This is a genomic window from Pantoea sp. Morm (assembly GCF_016643525.1).
Classification (GTDB): Bacteria; Pseudomonadota; Gammaproteobacteria; order Enterobacterales; family Enterobacteriaceae; genus Pantoea; species Pantoea dispersa.
The window spans coordinates 1-17543 of sequence record NZ_VOQX01000087.1 but is presented as its reverse complement, the minus strand read 5'-3'; the positions used below and the strand labels follow the sequence as shown (position 1 = coordinate 17543).

The window sequence follows — 17543 nt, the reverse complement described above, 5'->3', positions numbered from 1 at the left end:
TCGATGTGATTGAGCAGCGCTACGGCAAACAGACTGCGCAGATGCTGGGCAGCATGATGTTCGAAGGGGCGGAGATTATCCGCGACCGCATCGATCGTTACGCCATCGCCTGCGACTATCGCCCCGGCGGCATTTTCGCAGCGCTCAATCAGCGCCAGATGGGGCATCTGCGCAGCCAGCAGGCCAGCTGGGCACGCTACGGCAATAGCGATCTGGAGCTGCTGGACGAGCGCGGCATCCGCCGTGAAGTGGCCACCGACCGTTACGTCGGCGGCCTGCTGGACCGGCGTGGCGGCCATCTGCACCCGCTCAATCTGGCGTTAGGTGAAGCCGAGGCGATTCGCCGGCACGGCGGCCGTATATATGAGCAGTCGGCGGCGCTGGCAGTGACCTACGGCGCACCCAACCGGGTCAAAACCGCGCAGGGTGAAGTCAGCGCCACCTTTGTGATTTTTGCCGGCAACGCCTATCTGCCGTCGCAACTGGAACCGCGACTGGGGCGCAAAAGCATGCCGTGTGGCTCGCAGATCGTCACCACCGAGCCGCTGAGCCGCGATCAGGCGCTGGGGCTGATGCCCAATAACCATTGTGTGGAAGATTGTAACTATCTGCTGGATTACTTCCGCCTGACTGCCGACAACCGCCTGCTGTACGGCGGCGGCGTGGTGTATGGGGCGCGCGAACCGGAAGACATCGAGGCGTTGATCCGGCCCAAGCTGCTGCGCACCTTTCCGCAGCTGCGCGATGTGAAGATCAGCCATCGCTGGAGCGGTAACTTCCTGCTCACGCTGTCGCGCATGCCGCAGTTTGGTCAGCTGGAGAAGAATGTTTTCTTTATGCAGGGTGATAGCGGACATGGCGTGACCTGTACGCACCTCTCCGGCAAGCTGATCGCCGAAGTGTTGCGCGGCCATGCAGAGCGGTTTGATGCGTTTGCAAAGCTGCCGCACCTGCCGTTTCCTGGCGGAAGACGCTTTAAGGTGCCACTGACGGCGATGGGCGCGGCCTGGTATGCGTTAAGGGATCGGCTGGGGGTTTAGGTGGGTGCGGTTTGCTGCCCTCACCCCGGCCCTCTCCCACGGGGAGAGGGAGAAGGATGGTGCCTTTATTTAAGCCGGGAGCAGTACCAGGAATGCGCGCTGGGGCGGTTCCCTCTCCCGCGGGCGGGAGAGGGTTAGGGTGAGGGCAACCCCGCACCGCCCCTACTCCAGCGGCATCTTCATCGGGTCATCGTAGCTGTACTCAAACCCCAGCTCGTGACAAATCTTCGAACCGTCAATCACCTTGCCGCTGGCGCGCACCGGCTCGGCAACAAACGTCGGTGGCACCAGGCCTAACTGCTTCGACACGCTCGGATAGAAACTGTCGCGTGACGGATGTTTCGGGGCGCACAGGTTGTAAACGTGCCCGCCCTTAGGCGTTTGCAGCAGCAGCACAATCGCGTCGACCACATCATCAAGATGCACCAGGTTCACCGCGTGCGCGCCGTTTTCCAGGTTGGTTTTACCGGCGAGGAAACGCCCCGGATGACGGTTCGGGCCGACCAGGCCGGCGAGACGCACAATATCCACGCTGGTGCCCGGCAGGTCATGCAGCCAGTTTTCCAGCTCCACCAGCGTTTTGCCTGCCACCGTCTCCGGCTGCAGCGCACTGCTCTCTTTTCTCACGCCGTCGCCGCTGCCGTACACCGAGGTAGAGCTGGTAAAGATGATGCGCGGCACTCTATTCGCCAGCGCGGTGTCGACCACGTTCTGCACCGCCTGCATGTAATCTTCGCCGCCCTGCACGGTGCGGCTGGCAGGCAGCGTCACCACCAGCGCATCCACCGCCATCAGTGCGGCCAAATCATCTGCTTCACACTCCAGCTCCGGTGACAGCACCAGCTGAAACGCATCAATACCACAGCGGCGCGCCGCATCGACGCCATCCGGTGAGGTTTTGCTGCCGGTCACCTGCCAGCCGCGCGCTGACAGCGCCATCGCCAGCGGCATTCCCAGCCATCCCAGACCTACAATCGCCACCTTTTTCATATCGACTCCTGCTCTCCCGCGCTAAGACACCCCATCTTAGTGCCAGCGCGCCAGCCAGACCAGCGCAAACTGTTGCCGAAGGTTGCGAAAACTGACGTTAAAAAAGGGTTGCCAAGCGCCGCCATCTTCGTTAGGTTAATCAGCACGCAAATGAATACTCATTCAGCAACGGAATTTTTTATGACACGCGTTCAGTTCAACCACCATCATCACCATCACCCTGACTAGTCTTTCAGGCGATGTGTGCTGGAAGACGTTTAGGATCTTCCAGTGGTGCGAGCGCAAAGAGAGCCCCCGGAAGATCACCTTCCGGGGGTTTTTTTATGGGCGAACGCAACCCAAGACGCTTCAGACAGGATTGAATAAGAGGACAGGAACCATGTTAGATAACACCCGTTTACGCATAGCTATGCAGAAATCTGGCCGTTTAAGTGATGAATCACGCGAACTGCTGGCACGCTGCGGTATTAAAATTAACCTTCAGCAGCAGCGTCTGATTGCGTTTGCGGAGAACATGCCAATCGACATCCTGCGCGTGCGCGATGACGATATCCCTGGCCTGGTGATGGATGGCGTGGTCGACCTCGGTATCGTTGGCGAAAACGTGCTGGAAGAGGAGCTGCTGACGCGCCGTGCACAGGGCGAAGACCCGCGCTACTTTACGCTGCGCCGCCTCGATTTTGGCGGTTGCCGCCTGTCACTGGCAATGCCAGTCGATGCCGAGTACACCGGTCCGCAATGCCTGAATAATGCCCGTATCGCCACCTCTTACCCGCACCTGCTGAAGAAATACCTCGATAAACAAGGCATCGCGTTTAAATCCTGCCTGCTGAACGGCTCCGTTGAAGTGGCACCGCGCGCCGGTCTGGCCGATGCCATTTGCGACCTGGTGTCTACCGGCGCCACGCTGGAAGCCAACGGCCTGCGTGAAGTTGAGGTGATTTACCGCTCTAAAGCGGTGCTGATTCAGCGCGATGGCGAACTGCCAGCGGCGAAACAGCAGTTGGTGGACACGCTGATGACGCGTATTCAGGGCGTGATTAAAGCGCGTGAATCCAAATACATCATGCTGCACGCGCCGAGCGAGCGGCTGGAAGAAGTTATCGCCCTGCTGCCGGGTGCCGAGCGCCCTACCGTGCTGCCGCTGGCCGGTGAAGTGAGCCGCGTGGCGATGCACATGGTGAGCAGCGAAACGCTGTTCTGGGAAACCATGGAAAAACTGAAGGCGCTGGGCGCCAGTTCGATCCTCGTGCTGCCAATTGAAAAAATGCTGGAGTAACCGATGAGCGCAATCATGCAACCTATCGACTGGCAGGCGTGCAGTGCCGACCAGCAGCAGGCACTGCTGCAGCGTCCGGCAATCTCGGCATCGGCCAGCATCAGCGCCACCGTGCAGGACGTGCTGGTGCAGGTGAAACAGCAGGGCGACGCGGCGCTGCGGGCGTTTAGCGCGCGCTTCGACAAAGCCCAGGTGGAGAATCTGCGCGTGTCCGCCGCTGAGATGCAGGCGGCCGGCGAGCGGCTGAGCGACAATTTAAAGCAGGCGATGGCAGACGCCATGGCGAATATCGAAACCTTCCACAACGCGCAGATTCTGCCGCCGGTGGACGTGGAAACCCAGCCGGGCGTGCGCTGCCAGCAGATCACCCGTCCGGTGAAGTCGGTCGGCCTGTATATTCCTGGCGGCTCGGCGCCGCTGTTCTCTACCGTGCTGATGCTGGCAACGCCGGCGCGCATTGCCGGCTGCGGCCGTGTGGTACTGTGCTCGCCGCCGCCGATTGCCGATGAAATTCTCTACGCGGCGCAGCTGTGCGGCGTGCAGGAAGTGTTTCAGGTCGGCGGCGCGCAGGCGATTGCCGCCCTCGCCTTCGGCACAGAAAGCGTGCCGAAAGTGGACAAGATTTTTGGCCCGGGCAACGCGTACGTGACCGAAGCAAAACGCCAGGTCAGCCAGCGTCTCGACGGCGCAGCGATCGACATGCCTGCCGGTCCGTCTGAAGTGCTGGTGATTGCCGACGAAGGCGCGACGCCGGCGTTTGTCGCTTCAGATTTGCTGTCGCAGGCCGAACACGGTCCGGATTCCCAGGTGATCCTGCTGACGCCTTCACGGCAGCTGGCCGAAGGCGTGGCGCTGGCGGTTGAACAACAGCTGGTGCAGCTGCCGCGTGCCGCCACGGCCCGTCAGGCGCTGGAGAGCAGCCGCCTGATTGTGGCGCAGGATCTGGCGCAGTGCGTGGAAATCTCCAATCAGTACGGCCCGGAGCACCTGATTATTCAGACGCGCCAGCCGCGCGCGCTGGTTGAGGAGATCACCAGCGCCGGTTCGGTGTTCCTCGGCGACTGGTCGCCGGAGTCCGCCGGTGATTATGCCTCCGGCACTAACCACGTGCTGCCGACCTATGGCTACACCGCGACCTGCTCCAGCCTTGGGCTGGCCGATTTCCAGAAACGCATGACGGTACAGGAGCTGACGCCGCAGGGCTTCCTCAACCTCGCCGCCACCATTGAAACCCTCGCCGCCGCGGAACAGCTGGACGCGCACAAAAATGCCGTGACCCTGCGCGTCGCCGCCCTGAAGGAGCAAGCATGAGCAACAACGTTGAAGATTTAGCCCGCGCCAACGTGCGCGCGCTGACGCCCTATCAGTCTGCTCGTCGCCTCGGTGGCAACGGTGATGTATGGCTGAATGCGAACGAATTTCCGCTGCCGGTGCCGTTTGAACTGTCGCAGCAGACGCTGAACCGCTATCCGGAGTGTCAGCCCAAATTAGTCATTTCGCGCTACGCCGCCTATGCCGGCGTCCAGCCGGAGCAGGTGCTGGTGAGCCGCGGGGCGGATGAAGGGATTGAGCTGCTGATGCGCGCCTTCTGCGAACCGGGCAAGGACGCCATTCTGTTCTGCCCGCCGACCTACGGCATGTACAGCGTCAGCGCCGAAACCATCGGTATTGAGTACCGCACCGTGCCGGCACTGGATAACTGGCAGCTCAATCTGCCCGCCATTGCGGACCAGCTGGACGGCGTGAAAGTGGTGTACATGTGCAGCCCGAACAACCCGACCGGCAATCTGATTGATCAGGATGACATCCGCCAGCTGCTGGCGATGACCGCCGGCAAAGCGCTGGTGGTGGCCGACGAAGCCTATATCGAGTTCTGCCCGCAAGCAACGCTGGCCGGCTGGCTGCAGGAGTTCCCGCACCTGGTGATTCTGCGCACGCTGTCGAAAGCCTTTGCGCTGGCTGGCCTGCGCTGCGGCTTTACGCTGGGCAACAAGCCGGTGATCGATCTGTTGCTGAAGGTGATTGCACCTTACCCGCTGGCGACGCCGGTGGCCGACGTGGCAGCGCAGGCGCTGAGCGAGCAAGGCATCGCGCTGATGCGTCAGCACGCGCAGCAGCTTAACGACAACCGCGCCTGGCTGTGCGAACAGCTGCCGCAGCTGAGCGTAGTGCAGCAGGTCTTCCCGAGCGAAACCAACTATATTCTGGCGCGCTTCACCGACTCGCCAAAAGTGTTTAAAACGCTGTGGGATCAGGGCATTATTCTGCGCGACCAAAACAAAAACCCTGGCCTGGCGGGATGTCTGCGCATCTCCATTGGCACCCGTGAAGAGTGCGAGCGCCTGATCGCCGCGCTGCAAGCCTTATCTGTGGAGCAAGCATGAGTCAGAAGATCCTTTTTATCGACCGCGATGGCACCCTCATCTCTGAGCCGCCGACGGATTTTCAGGTGGACCGTATGGAGAAGCTGGCGTTTGAGAAGAACGCCATCCCGGCCCTGCTGGCGCTGCAGGAGGCGGGTTATCAGTTGGTGATGATCACCAACCAGGACGGCCTGGGCACTGAGCGCTTCCCACAGGCCGATTTTGACGGCCCGCACAACCTGATGATGCAGATCCTGCGCTCCCAGGGCGTGAACTTCAGCGACATTCTGATCTGCCCGCATCTGCCGGAAGAGAACTGCGACTGCCGCAAGCCAAAGACCAAAATGGTCGAAGCCTGGCTGGCCGACGGCGCGCTGGATACCGCCAACAGCTATGTGATTGGCGACCGTCTGACCGACATCCAGCTGGCGCAGAACATGGGCATTCAGGGCCTGCGCTACGGTGCGGAAGGCGAAGACTGGGACGCGATTCAGGCGCGCCTGACCAAACGCGATCGTCACGCGCTGGTGAACCGCAACACCAAAGAGACGCAGATTAAAGTAGAAGTGTGGCTGGATCGCGAAGGCGGCAGCAAAATCAACACTGGCGTCGGCTTCTTTGATCACATGCTGGATCAGATCGCCGTGCACGGCGGCTTCCGCATGAACATTGAGGTGAAAGGCGACCTGTATATCGACGATCACCACACGGTAGAAGACACCGGCCTGGCGCTGGGCGAAGCATTGCTGAAGGCGCTGGGCGACAAGCGCGGCATCGGCCGCTTCGGCTTCGTGCTGCCAATGGATGAGTGTCTTGCGCGCTGCGCGCTGGATATCTCCGGCCGTCCGCACCTCGAATACAAAGCCGAGTTCAGCTATCAGCGCGTTGGCGACCTGAGCACCGAAATGGTCGAGCACTTCTTCCGCTCGCTGTCGTACGCCATGATGAGCACGCTGCACCTGAAAACCAAAGGCCGCAACGATCATCACCGCGTAGAAAGCCTGTTCAAAGCCTTTGGCCGCACGCTGCGTCAGGCGATTCGCGTTGAGGGCAACACCCTGCCGAGCTCGAAAGGAGTGCTGTAATGAACGTGGTGATTCTTGATACCGGCTGCGCCAACCTCTCTTCGGTTAAGTGGGCGATTGAGCGCCTCGGCTACACGCCTGCGGTGAGCCGCGATCCGGACGTGGTGCTGCGCGCCGACAAACTGTTTCTGCCCGGCGTCGGTACCGCGCGGGCGGCGATGGACCAGCTGCAGGAGCGCGAGCTGATCGAGCTGGTGAAAGCCTGCACCCAGCCGGTGCTCGGCATCTGTCTCGGCATGCAGCTGCTCGGACGCGGCAGCGATGAGAACGGCGGCGTCAGCACGCTGGGCATCGTTGATGAGCCGGTATCGCTGATGGATACCCAAGGTTTACCGCTGCCGCACATGGGCTGGAACCAGATCACCGCGCAGGCCGGCAATCACCTGTTCCGCAACATTCCGGACGGCAGCTACTTCTACTTTGTGCACAGCTACGCCATGCCGGTGAATGCCGCCACTATCGCCCAGTGCGACTATGGCCTGCCGTTTACCGCCGCCCTGCAGAAAGATAACTTCTTCGGCGTGCAGTTCCACCCGGAGCGCTCGGGTAAAGCCGGCGCGCAGCTGCTGAAAAACTTCCTGGAGATGTGATGATTATCCCCGCATTAGATTTGATCGACGGCAAAGTGGTGCGCCTGCATCAGGGCGACTACGGCCAGCAACGCGATTACGGCAACGATCCCCTGCCGCGCCTGCAGGATTATGAACGCCAGGGCGCGGAAGTGTTACATCTGGTGGACTTGACCGGGGCGAAAGATCCGGCAAAGCGCCAGATCCCGCTGCTGACCACGCTTTTATGCGGCGTCAGCGTGCCGGTACAGGTTGGCGGCGGTATTCGTCATCGTGACGATGTGGCCGCCCTGCTGGCAGCCGGCGCCACGCGCGTGGTGGTTGGCTCCACCGCAGTCAAGCAGCCGGAAGAAGTGAAAGGCTGGTTTAGCGAATTCGGTGCCGACGCCATTGTGCTGGCGCTCGATGTGCGCATTGACGCCAGCAATCGCAAAGAAGTGGCGATCAGCGGCTGGCAGGAAGCGGCAGGCGTGACGCTGGAAGAGGTGATTGGCTGGTATCAGCCGGTGGGCCTCAAACATGTGCTGTGCACCGATATTTCGCGCGACGGCACGCTGAGCGGTTCCAACGTGGCGCTGTATCAGGAAGTGTCCCAGGCGTTTCCGGACATCGCGTTTCAGTCTTCCGGCGGCATCGGTTCACTGGATGATATCGCTGCCCTGCGCGACAGCGGTACGCAGGGTGTGATTGTCGGTCGCGCCCTGCTGGAAGATAAATTTACGGTAGCGGAGGCAATTGCATGCTGGCAAAACGGATAATCCCCTGTCTGGACGTGCGTGACGGGCAAGTAGTGAAAGGCGTGCAGTTCCGCAACCACGAAATCATTGGCGACATCGTCCCGCTGGCGCAGCGCTATGCCCAGGAAGGCGCTGACGAACTGGTGTTTTACGATATCACCGCCTCTTCCGACGGCCGCGTGGTAGATAAAAGCTGGGTATCCCGCGTGGCGGAAGTGATCGATATTCCGTTCTGCGTCGCCGGGGGCATCAAAACCCCGGAAGATGCGGCGCGCATTCTGCAGTTTGGCGCAGATAAGATCTCCATCAACTCACCCGCGCTGGCCGATCCGACGCTGATTACCCGGCTGGCGGACCGCTTCGGCGTGCAGTGCATCGTGGTGGGCATCGATACCTGGTTTGATGAAGCCAGCGGCAAGTATCACGTCAATCAGTATACCGGCGACGAAGCGCGCACCCGCGTTACCCAGTGGGAAACGCTGGACTGGGTAGAGGAAGTGCAGAAGCTGGGCGCTGGTGAGATCGTACTGAATATGATGAATCAGGACGGCGTGCGTAACGGCTACGACCTGGTGCAGCTGAAGAAGGTGCGTGACGTGTGTAAGGTGCCGCTGATCGCCTCCGGCGGCGCAGGAACCATGGCGCACTTCCTCGAAGCCTTTGAGCAGGCAAACGTCGACGGCGCGCTGGCGGCTTCGGTGTTTCACAAACAAATTATCAATATCGGCGAGTTGAAAAACTTCCTGATCGACAACGGTGTGGAGATTCGCGCGTGTTAACTGCAGAACAACTGGCCAGACTGGACTGGGCCAAAACCGCGGGCATGATGCCCGTCATCGTCCAGCACAACGTCTCCGGCGAAGTGCTGATGCACGGTTATATGAACGAGGACGCGCTGCACAAGACGCTGGCCGACGGCAACGTCACCTTCTTCTCCCGCACCAAAAACCGTTTATGGACCAAAGGCGAAACGTCGGGTCACTTCCTCAAAGTGGTCAGCATCACGCCGGATTGCGATAACGACACGCTGCTGGTGCTGGCCAATCCGATTGGCCCCACCTGCCATCTCGGTACTTCGAGCTGCTTTTCGCCTGCCGCACCGGACTGGACGTTCCTGTATCAGCTGGAGCAGCTGCTGGCCTCGCGTAAAAGCGCCGATCCGGCCAGCTCCTATACGGCGAAGCTGTACGCCAGCGGCACCAAGCGCATTGCACAGAAGGTGGGAGAAGAAGGTGTTGAGACCGCGCTGGCCGCTACCGTCAATGACCGCCACGAACTGACTAACGAAGCCTCCGACCTGCTGTACCATCTGCTGGTGCTGCTGCAGGATCAGGAGCTGGACCTCAGCACCATCATCAACAACCTGCGCGCACGCCATAAGTAACAATTGTGCGCCATGCTGCTCAAAACGGGCTTTCTGGCTCGATTTTGAGCAGCATACTTCGCAAAAGAGTGCGATCAATTGCGCTTCATCAGAATGGAACCCCTCATGACCACGCATGAAAAACTGCTCGCCCTGCTCGATCAGCACAACGCCCGTTACCGACTCATGGAGCATGAAGCGACCGGTAAATGTGAAGCCGTGGCCGCAATTCGTGGCACGGAAGTGGGACAAGGCGCCAAAGCGCTGGTGTGTCACGTCAAGGGCAACGGCATCAAACAGCATGTGCTCGCGGTGCTACCGGCCGACCAGCAGGCCGACCTGAGTAAAGTGGCAGCCGCCGTCGGTGGCCGGCGCGCCTCGCTGGCCTCGCCGGCTGAAGTGGATGCGCTGACCGGCTGCGTGTTTGGCGCGATTCCGCCGTTTAGCTTTCATGCGGATTTACAGCTGGTAGTGGACCCGCTGCTGTTCGAGCGCTACGACGAAATTGCCTTTAACGCCGGGCTGCTGGAGAAGTCGGTGGTACTGCAGGTGGAGGATTACCGCGCACTGCATAATGGTAACGTGATGAAAATAATACTCTAATTGCCATACACTACGCTGAGCGGTACTCTCGATGACTTATCATCACGACAAAAGAAGACCGCAACTATGGCAAGTTCCCGTTTTACCGCCCGTCTGCGCCAGACACTGGCACTGGCTGTGCTGGCAGGCTGCGCATTCGGCGCTCAGGCAAAAATCGATCAGGTGCGCTTCGCCGTTGATCCAACCTATCCCCCTTTTGAATCCAAAACGCCGCAGGGCAAGCTGGTCGGGTTTGACATCGACCTCGGCAATGCGCTGTGCGCGCAGATGCAGGCCAAATGCGTGTGGGTCGAGAGCCAGTTTGATGGCATGATTCCGGCGCTGAAGGCGCGTAAGTTTGACGCCATCCTGTCGGATATGGGTATCACCGAAGAGCGTCTGAAGCAGATCGACTTCACCGTGCCGCTGTATGACACCCACACCCAGCTGATTGCGCGTAAAGGCTCCGGCCTGCTGCCCACTGCGGAATCGCTGAAAGGCAAAACCGTGGGCGTGGAACAGGGCACCGTGCAGGAGCGCTACGCGCTGGCAAAATGGCAGCCGCACGGCGTGAACGTGGTGCCGTATGGCGATCAGGCACAGGTCGAGAGCGACCTGATTTCCGGACGCCTTGACGTGGTGTTCACCGATGCCGCACAGGCCGCAAATGGCTTCCTGAAACATCCGCAGGGCAAAGATTTCGAGCTGGCTGGCCCGATTGTGCAGGATCCGATTATCGACCCCGGCACCGCCATCGGCCTGCGCAAAGGCGACACCGAATTAAAAACCGCGCTGGACAACGCCTTCGCGGAAATCAAAAAGAACGGTACCTTTGATTCCTTGCAGAAGAAATATTTTGCGACGGATATCTCTATTAAGCCGTGATCGATGGGGCGGCGCATTTGCCGCCCTTTTTCCAGCAGAACTATAATTCCCTTCATCAATTTCATGCGGCGCGGCCACGAGCGTGCCCCAGACACAGGACATCGACTGCGTTATGCAACAACAACATCATCCTTTGTTAAGCGCGACGCTGGGCACCCAGCGGGAAATTGTCAGCTTCCACTTCGGCACCGACTCACAGCAGCGGGTGTATATTCAGGCGGCGCTGCACGGCGATGAGCTGCCGGGCATGGCGGTGGCGTGGTATCTCAAGCAGAAGCTGCTGGCGCTGGAGTCGGCGGGCAAGCTGAAAGCCAAAGTCACTTTGGTGCCGGTCGCGAATCCGCTCGCGCTGGGTCAACACTGGCACGGCACTCACCTCGGACGTTTTCATACTCTTTCTGGTCAGGATTTTAACCGTCGCTTCCCGGCGCTGGGCGATACGCTGGCGGCAGAACTGGCGGGATCGCTGACACAGAGTGAATATGAAAACAAACGACTGATTCGCGACGCCATCGATCGCCACTACCGCGACCGCATCGCCAAAAGCGAACTGGAGGCCCAGCGCTTCACCCTGATGCGCATGGCCAGCCAGGCAGACCTGATGATTGACCTGCACTGCGACTGGGATGCCTTGCCGCATCTTTACACCACACCGCACGCCTGGCCGGAAATTGAGCCACTGGCGCGCTGGCTTGGCAGTGAAGTGCAGCTACTGGCGCAAATCTCCGGCGGAGAGCCGTTTGATGAGGCCTGCTGCGAACCCTGGCTGACACTGGCTGAGCGTTTTGGCAAGGACTACCCGATGCCGCGCGGCCTGCTGCCGGTGACGCTGGAACTGCGCGGCGTAGCCGATGTATCGCCGGAACAGGCGGAGAAGGATGCGGATGCGATTATCAATGCGCTGATTGAAGGGGGTTATATTGCCGGAGAAACCGGAGACTCCCCTGCCCTGATCCACGCGCCAACGCAACTGGCGGGCTGTGAGTACATCCACGCGCCACACTCCGGACTGCTGCTGAACCGCAGAAAGTTAGGCGAGTGGATTAAAGCGGGCGAAGTGGTGGCGGAGATTGTCGACCCGATCAATGACTACGTGACACCGCTGGTGGCTGAGTTTGGCGGCGTGCTGTATGCACGAAACCTGACCAAGTTTGTCACGGCCGGCATGCTGGTGGTGAGGCTGGCGGGGGAGAATGCGGGACGTAAGGGGGAGTTGCTGGTTGTTTAGTGTGAATATTTTTTTAAGATAAAAGATCAAATAATTATGATAACCACGTTAAATAAGTCACTAGTTGCTACAATAGCGACCTATTTAACGTTGAATAACTATTTTTTATTTTCAAGCTCCTGATTTCTTTCCCTGTAAAGAGACAAAACTTTGAGTATGTTCTCAAACTCTAACTTGATATGCTGCAAACTCGCAACATTCAAAGATGGAAACAAACTCAAGTTTTCCTTTAAAGAAGTTTCAAAATCACCCCCATTAATAAATGAACGCTCTACCAATGAATTGTAAATGCTATCATTAATGACATTAGCACTAACACGTCGTATGTGCGTAATGTAATTAGCCAGGCAAAAATTTAATTCTTCAAAAGCTTTATGCATTTTAATTTCGTCAATTAACTCCTTGTTAAATAAAACCGACTCATTAATAGCAGAGCGTAATACATCAAGTTCTTGCAAAGCTGAATTAGCTTTATTTAAATCATTCTGTAAAATAAAATTTAATTTAAAAAGATAGTCAACAGGTGATAACTCAATTAAATCATGATAGGATTGTAGTAATTCTTTATCATAAAGCTCACTATCAATGATATTTAAAGAAATTAGGAAATCTTTAGATAATTTATAGAAAGAGAAATAAGCTTCGCCATTTAAAGTATTCACATTCCACTGGATAAAGAAAACGCAGTAATTAATATAATCTGAGCGTCGGTTATGGAAAATGTTAAAAATCTCCAAATTCTCTTTCAACTTGATTAAAGCTTCAATCGCACATTCATATGAAATATTTCTAGAGTTCTCTAAAGATCCGCTCCTTGAAACAGTGTGACTAATTAACACCTTGTCTAACACTGAAATTCTTTCTGCCAGCAAAACCTGCGTTGCTGTAAAAGCCAAATCATTACTAGTGCGTATTTCCTGAAACCTGACATTTGTGGAGATTATAAAATTTCTTCTGAAAAATTTATCCCAAGGCCACCAAATAAATGCTCTAAAGAAATCTTGTTTAATTTGACTCCCTGAAAAAACCTCTTCAGTAGGTAAAAGATCTTTTCTGATAGTCCAAGGTGTTTCAGTTATTTCCCGAGAATTGTAATTTATGAAATTGGATCGATAACACAAAACATCCAGGTCTAAAGACTCAGCTGTGGTATATAAGCATTCAAACATGCTGATATCAACAACGTCATCATCATCTAAGAATAAAACATATTTACCTTTAGCGATTTCGAGTCCACAATTACGTGAAGCACCAGCACCCAGATTGTTTTCATTGCAAATAACTTTAATTCTTTGATCTTCCCTTGCAAAATCATTGATTAAATTAAGGGTATTGTCGTCAGAGTTATCATTAATAACAATCAACTCAAAGTCTGGATAAGTCTGTTGTAAAATACTTTTGATAACTTCAGATAAATAACTTTCCGCATTATGAACTGGCATAACAACTGAAATTTGGCATGTGATGTTTTTATGTATCATCTATAATAACCCTATAGAAATCAAGGCATGCTTACACATGCCTTAATAATTATTTTTTACTCTCAGCCAGAATAAAGCCTGTTTCAACAACTCGTTCTATATCGGAAAGTTTTTTTCCTAAAAGCAAGACACCATGATTTATTTCAGATGATAAATTAGAGTTAGAAGCTTCAATGTTTACTAATTTTGCCTTAATCAATTCAATATCATGTCTAATGACATTTATTTCATTCGACAGTTCCTGAAGCGATTGTTTTCGAGATTTATTACGATTAATACTTTCTTTCCGGCTAGAAATATGATGTTTAGCTATACGAAAAATCATCGCAGCAAACTTCTTTGGTCCTAACTTATTAAAATTGAATATAATTTTTTCATTAATTGAAGAGGACACTTTACCCGTCATTGCTTTAACAAAGGCATCCCGATTTTTTCTTATGACAGCGACTATTAGCTCTAATGATTTACGATCATAAAACTTTCCAGCTAAATAATTCTGCACTTCTTTCTTCGAATATTTATCATAATGGGGTATTAATGTGTCGTAGAAGTCCTTTGCATATTCAGGTGAAAGCACCTGTTGAATCCAAGATAAATGCCCACATAGCCAATTAAGAGAATAATCTCTATATTCATCAAATAAATTGTTCTTTGAAAGATAATCAAAAATAACTTCATGCTGATGAAAAACACCTAGTAATTTATGCCCACCAGAAGACATTGTTTGTCCAACACGATTCCTGCGATGTAAGCAAAGTATCTCATCTACAAACGCAACTTTATTAGCCTGTAAAGTGGTAAACCAATGAAATCCATTATCTTCAAAGAAATAGGGGCCTACAGGAAATAATATTTTTTTTTCTTTTAATAATTCACTTTTGTATAATTTACGCCAAGGAACAGGCAAAAGGTCTAAAATTCTTTTTTTATCTTTAGAATTGATAATTTCCAAAGATTCGATTCCGACGAAGTTAGACCAAGCTGGCTCATATGGAGGATTTGTGTTTGTTGCATCACCTTCAAATTCTTCATATGCACAAAGAACTACGTCAGCGCTATGTTTTTCTGCTGCAAGAAATAATTTTTCAAACATATTGATATCATATAAATCATCTCCATCAGCGAAGCCGATGTATTGACCTTGCGCTTTGTTTATACCTATATTAGCAGGAGTTGCTACGCCTCCAATCGAGTTTTGTTGATTCAATATAGGAACGATTCGAGGATCACGCTTCGAATACTCCATGATAATTTCAGGCGTTTTATCTTTTGAACCATCATCAACAACAATAATCTCAATGTCTTTGATAGTTTGGTCAATAATATTGTCTAAACATTCAGATATATAATTCTCAATGTTATAAGAGGTTATAATAATGGAAATTTTAGGAGTCATTTCAATTACCTTGCTTCATCATCAGAAAATCACAAACATTCTTGTGTAAGTACAAATTCTTATGGTAAATATTCTGCAGCACTTTAAAGCGTATTTTCTTAAAGAATAAATTTGCTTTAATTTTAAAATCAGGTTTGTGTGCATCAGCAATTATGCCATAAGCCCAGGAAATAACATCTGCTGCAAAAAACCAAAATTCATTCTCATAATTAACAAAACTTTTATCAGATCCAAGTTTTTTTAATACTTCTTCAGCAGCATCTATACACTGCATTCTCAATTCAGAGTTATTATTAGTAACATTATGACCTTCTGGATCTAATACATAACTACAAAATATCTCTTTGGATATAAAAACTTTTCCAGCATTCATAATAATTAGCCAATGAGGATAGATATCTTCATGCAATCTTAAAGCACCGAAGCTCACAGCATTCTTTCGTAAGTAGCTCGTTTTGCACACTTTATTCCAAGGATAATTAGTTATTGTTATGATTTCTGGAAAAGTTTTAGGTTCTATAACTTCACCATAGGTTTCAATTGCTTTTTTAAATATAGCTTGATCATTTTCCCACATGGGTTGTATTTTTTTTTCTCGACCAAAAGCAACTTCATATTTTGTAATAGCCACATCAATCCCATGGGCATCTAGATAGAAAACTATTTTATCTAAGACTCCTTTTTTCATTATATCATCACTGTCAAAAAAGACAGTATATTCACCAGATGCATTAGACAGTCCAACATCTCTTGCAATACCTGGCCCTCCATTATTTTTAAGGGTAATAAGTTTCACATTTTCATCATTTTTAGTGCAAGCTAAAATTTTATTGACGGTATCATCTGAAGAATAATCATCAACTAATATAATTTCGAATGACGAAGCAATGCTTTTTTTAATATGATTTAAAGTGCACTCAATATATTTACTAGCATTATAGACAGGAATAACTATTGAGATCTTTACTTGACTCATGGAAATACCAACCTAGGATTTAATTTAACTTTTTAGCCATTTTATTTGCAAATTTAATTGCTGGAGTATCAATGTATTTTTCGAAAAGGGAGGAAAGCATAAAGCAAATCGTAATCATTACTGCACTTATTAATATAAAGTCAATTATTGTAACTTTGGGAAAGTTGCTTTGAACATAGTAAGCTCCGCACGATAATACTGTTACATGAGTGATATATAGTGGGAATGAAATTTTTCCTAAATACTGAAAAAGGCGTAAGTTGAACAATTTCTCAAAAAACCTGGACCCAAGAATAGATATAAAAATTAAAGAACTTCCAGTTAACATCAGCATTTGGTAAAGTTGATTGTAATCTTGTGCATTGAAAAGTCTGAGGTATGAATATAAACCACCGTATACTTCAACGCCGTTTCGCGGATAAGGTGATGTGGAAAGTATTAATCCGATGAGAAATATCACAACTCTTATTGAAGGGATTATCCTATAGTTCCTATTAACATATATATCACTTAAGATGACCCCAAAACGAATAATGAATAGAATGAGTTAGTTAAATATAAAAAACAGAAAATCAGTATATAAAAAAACAACCTTTCTCTTTTTTCACCGAAAATGGCTAACAAGCTAAAAACAAGAAGTGAACCATAAATTTCAAAAGATATAGTCCATAAAGCATAGTTAGTTAGATTCACATGATAAAATGGCGCAGTGTAAATAGCCTCTGTTATCGCTTTAGAAAAACTCAAACTATTGCTAAAAGTTGTAAAGCTTTCCAGAATTTCATATGCAAAGTACATTAATAACATTGCAATCAAGATCGGGAAGATTAATCGAGGATATCTTTTTATGACGCCTTGATAGATTACATCATTCATTTTGGTATTGTTGTATTTAATACTTAATACAAAACCGCTTAGTATAAAAAAAATACATACTGGCGCAATACCGCTATAAATAATATTTAATGGAGTCCAGGCAATGAGTTGTCTAACTACTCCACCTGTATCACTAAGTCCAGTGAATCTTAAGTCAGGTTTGAAAGTATTAATGCAGTGATCTAATATCACAATAAAACAACATATACCTCTTAAACCCTCGAGGTAAGAAATTTTTCTCATTTTTCACCAAAAAGTAAAAGGAATCATAATAAATAAAAGCTCCCTCATTTGAGGGAACTTAATTACACTGCTGAAATTAATTATTTACAAGCCACTCGGTATGGAATACACCGTCTTTATCAATACGCTTATAAGTGTGCGCACCAAAGTAGTCGCGCTGCGCCTGAATCAGGTTGGCAGGCAGCACTTCTGAGCGATAGCTATCGTAGTATGCAATTGCCGCTGAGAAGGTTGGCGTTGGAATACCGTTCTGGATGGCATAAGAGACAACATCACGCAGCGCCTGCTGATATTCATCAGCGATGTTTTTGAAGTAGGGATCCAGCAGCAGGTTTGCGATGTTAGCATCGGTCGCATAAGCATCAGTAATTTTCTGCAGGAACTGTGCACGGATGATGCAGCCAGCACGGAAGATCTTCGCGATTTCACCGTAATGCAGATCCCAGTTGT

Annotated in this window: 18 protein-coding genes, 1 pseudogene and 1 other annotated feature; of the genes and pseudogenes, 13 read left to right on the top strand and 6 right to left on the bottom strand. The window is 51.7% G+C overall.

Features of this window, described 5'->3' with window-relative positions; genetic code table 11:
• Positions 1 to 1040: FAD-binding oxidoreductase (locus FT726_RS21875; protein WP_346303440.1), on the top strand; the 1040-nt coding region annotated here is incomplete at its 5' end.
• A 162-nt stretch (positions 1041 to 1202) separates the two neighbouring features.
• Here FT726_RS21875 and FT726_RS21870 read toward each other — a convergent pair.
• Complete coding sequence (locus FT726_RS21870; protein ID WP_288421914.1) at positions 1203 to 2030, bottom strand: SDR family oxidoreductase; 828 nt, start codon at positions 2028 to 2030, stop codon at positions 1203 to 1205.
• A gap of 180 nt (positions 2031 to 2210) precedes the next feature.
• Between FT726_RS21870 and hisL the strand changes: the two genes are divergently transcribed.
• From hisL to FT726_RS21810, 12 genes are all read left to right on the top strand, one after another.
• Entirely contained in the window at positions 2211 to 2258 is a 48-nt protein-coding gene (hisL, locus tag FT726_RS21865; RefSeq protein ID WP_100396937.1) for a his operon leader peptide, read from the top strand.
• Positions 2234 to 2355: a sequence feature (His leader region), on the top strand. (Overlaps the previous gene by 25 nt.)
• Positions 2356 to 2409: 54 nt before the next feature.
• Positions 2410 to 3309 (top strand): ATP phosphoribosyltransferase, encoded by a 900-nt coding sequence (gene hisG / locus FT726_RS21860; RefSeq protein WP_031280070.1) that lies wholly within the window; start codon positions 2410 to 2412, stop codon positions 3307 to 3309.
• A 3-nt stretch (positions 3310 to 3312) separates the two neighbouring features.
• The gene (hisD, locus tag FT726_RS21855) at positions 3313 to 4620 is read left to right on the top strand and encodes a histidinol dehydrogenase (RefSeq protein ID WP_346303439.1); all 1308 of its coding nucleotides are present in this window, start codon (positions 3313 to 3315) and stop codon (positions 4618 to 4620) included.
• Positions 4617 to 5693, top strand: a complete 1077-nt coding sequence (gene hisC / locus FT726_RS21850) for a histidinol-phosphate transaminase (protein WP_132466787.1) — start codon at positions 4617 to 4619, stop codon at positions 5691 to 5693. Before hisD ends, hisC begins: the two co-directional genes overlap by 4 nt.
• The gene (gene hisB / locus FT726_RS21845; RefSeq protein WP_021509354.1) at positions 5690 to 6757 is read left to right on the top strand and encodes a bifunctional histidinol-phosphatase/imidazoleglycerol-phosphate dehydratase HisB; all 1068 of its coding nucleotides are present in this window, start codon (positions 5690 to 5692) and stop codon (positions 6755 to 6757) included. Before hisC ends, hisB begins: the two co-directional genes overlap by 4 nt.
• Positions 6757 to 7347, top strand: coding sequence for an imidazole glycerol phosphate synthase subunit HisH (hisH, locus tag FT726_RS21840; protein ID WP_010617671.1), 591 nt, complete (start codon positions 6757 to 6759; stop codon positions 7345 to 7347). Before hisB ends, hisH begins: the two co-directional genes overlap by 1 nt.
• Positions 7347 to 8084, top strand: a complete 738-nt coding sequence (gene hisA, locus FT726_RS21835) for a 1-(5-phosphoribosyl)-5-[(5-phosphoribosylamino)methylideneamino]imidazole-4-carboxamide isomerase (protein ID WP_346303438.1) — start codon at positions 7347 to 7349, stop codon at positions 8082 to 8084. Before hisH ends, hisA begins: the two co-directional genes overlap by 1 nt.
• Positions 8066 to 8842, top strand: coding sequence for an imidazole glycerol phosphate synthase subunit HisF (gene hisF, locus FT726_RS21830; protein ID WP_021509351.1), 777 nt, complete (start codon positions 8066 to 8068; stop codon positions 8840 to 8842). The genes hisA and hisF overlap by 19 nt, the downstream gene beginning before the upstream one ends.
• On the top strand, positions 8836 to 9447 hold the full coding sequence (gene hisIE, locus FT726_RS21825; protein ID WP_021509350.1) for a bifunctional phosphoribosyl-AMP cyclohydrolase/phosphoribosyl-ATP diphosphatase HisIE: 612 nt from the start codon (positions 8836 to 8838) through the stop codon (positions 9445 to 9447). The genes hisF and hisIE overlap by 7 nt, the downstream gene beginning before the upstream one ends.
• Positions 9448 to 9552: 105 nt before the next feature.
• Positions 9553 to 10029 (top strand): YbaK/prolyl-tRNA synthetase associated domain-containing protein, encoded by a 477-nt coding sequence (locus FT726_RS21820; RefSeq protein ID WP_072209928.1) that lies wholly within the window; start codon positions 9553 to 9555, stop codon positions 10027 to 10029.
• A 66-nt stretch (positions 10030 to 10095) separates the two neighbouring features.
• Positions 10096 to 10893 (top strand): ABC transporter substrate-binding protein, encoded by a 798-nt coding sequence (locus tag FT726_RS21815; protein ID WP_288421927.1) that lies wholly within the window; start codon positions 10096 to 10098, stop codon positions 10891 to 10893.
• Positions 10894 to 11005: 112 nt separating this feature from the next.
• Complete coding sequence (locus FT726_RS21810) at positions 11006 to 12121, top strand: succinylglutamate desuccinylase/aspartoacylase family protein (protein WP_346303437.1); 1116 nt, start codon at positions 11006 to 11008, stop codon at positions 12119 to 12121.
• Between the two features lie 98 nt (positions 12122 to 12219).
• On the opposite strand, the gene FT726_RS21805 is transcribed toward FT726_RS21810, so the two are convergent.
• From FT726_RS21805 to FT726_RS21785, 5 genes and pseudogenes are all read right to left on the bottom strand, one after another.
• Entirely contained in the window at positions 12220 to 13602 is a 1383-nt protein-coding gene (locus tag FT726_RS21805; protein WP_288421929.1) for a glycosyltransferase, read from the bottom strand.
• A 49-nt stretch (positions 13603 to 13651) separates the two neighbouring features.
• Positions 13652 to 14998 carry a glycosyltransferase family 2 protein gene (locus tag FT726_RS21800; protein WP_288421931.1) on the bottom strand — a complete coding sequence of 449 codons (1347 nt, stop codon included), beginning with the start codon at positions 14996 to 14998 and terminating at the stop codon, positions 13652 to 13654.
• Position 14999: 1 nt separating this feature from the next.
• Entirely contained in the window at positions 15000 to 15974 is a 975-nt protein-coding gene (locus FT726_RS21795; RefSeq protein ID WP_288421933.1) for a glycosyltransferase family 2 protein, read from the bottom strand.
• Positions 15975 to 16484: 510 nt separating this feature from the next.
• Entirely contained in the window at positions 16485 to 17093 is a 609-nt protein-coding gene (locus FT726_RS21790) for an acyltransferase family protein (RefSeq protein ID WP_346303436.1), read from the bottom strand.
• A gap of 76 nt (positions 17094 to 17169) precedes the next feature.
• Positions 17170 to 17543: pseudogene (locus FT726_RS21785) on the bottom strand (NADP-dependent phosphogluconate dehydrogenase); the annotation flags it as partial.

What these genes read in the sequence shown, in the direction of transcription:
- FT726_RS21870 (WP_288421914.1), bottom strand. Translation starts at nt 2,030, where the DNA reads ATGAAAAAGGTGGCGATTGTAGGTCTGGGATGGCTGGGAATGCCGCTG.
- hisG (WP_031280070.1), top strand. Translation starts at nt 2,410, where the DNA reads ATGTTAGATAACACCCGTTTACGCATAGCTATGCAGAAATCTGGCCGT.
- hisD (WP_346303439.1), top strand. Translation starts at nt 3,313, where the DNA reads ATGAGCGCAATCATGCAACCTATCGACTGGCAGGCGTGCAGTGCCGAC.
- hisC (WP_132466787.1), top strand. Translation starts at nt 4,617, where the DNA reads ATGAGCAACAACGTTGAAGATTTAGCCCGCGCCAACGTGCGCGCGCTG.
- hisB (WP_021509354.1), top strand. Translation starts at nt 5,690, where the DNA reads ATGAGTCAGAAGATCCTTTTTATCGACCGCGATGGCACCCTCATCTCT.
- hisH (WP_010617671.1), top strand. Translation starts at nt 6,757, where the DNA reads ATGAACGTGGTGATTCTTGATACCGGCTGCGCCAACCTCTCTTCGGTT.
- hisA (WP_346303438.1), top strand. Translation starts at nt 7,347, where the DNA reads ATGATTATCCCCGCATTAGATTTGATCGACGGCAAAGTGGTGCGCCTG.
- hisF (WP_021509351.1), top strand. Translation starts at nt 8,066, where the DNA reads ATGCTGGCAAAACGGATAATCCCCTGTCTGGACGTGCGTGACGGGCAA.
- FT726_RS21820 (WP_072209928.1), top strand. Translation starts at nt 9,553, where the DNA reads ATGACCACGCATGAAAAACTGCTCGCCCTGCTCGATCAGCACAACGCC.
- FT726_RS21815 (WP_288421927.1), top strand. Translation starts at nt 10,096, where the DNA reads ATGGCAAGTTCCCGTTTTACCGCCCGTCTGCGCCAGACACTGGCACTG.
- FT726_RS21810 (WP_346303437.1), top strand. Translation starts at nt 11,006, where the DNA reads ATGCAACAACAACATCATCCTTTGTTAAGCGCGACGCTGGGCACCCAG.
- FT726_RS21805 (WP_288421929.1), bottom strand. Translation starts at nt 13,602, where the DNA reads ATGATACATAAAAACATCACATGCCAAATTTCAGTTGTTATGCCAGTT.
- FT726_RS21800 (WP_288421931.1), bottom strand. Translation starts at nt 14,998, where the DNA reads ATGACTCCTAAAATTTCCATTATTATAACCTCTTATAACATTGAGAAT.
- FT726_RS21795 (WP_288421933.1), bottom strand. Translation starts at nt 15,974, where the DNA reads ATGAGTCAAGTAAAGATCTCAATAGTTATTCCTGTCTATAATGCTAGT.
- FT726_RS21790 (WP_346303436.1), bottom strand. Translation starts at nt 17,093, where the DNA reads ATGAGAAAAATTTCTTACCTCGAGGGTTTAAGAGGTATATGTTGTTTT.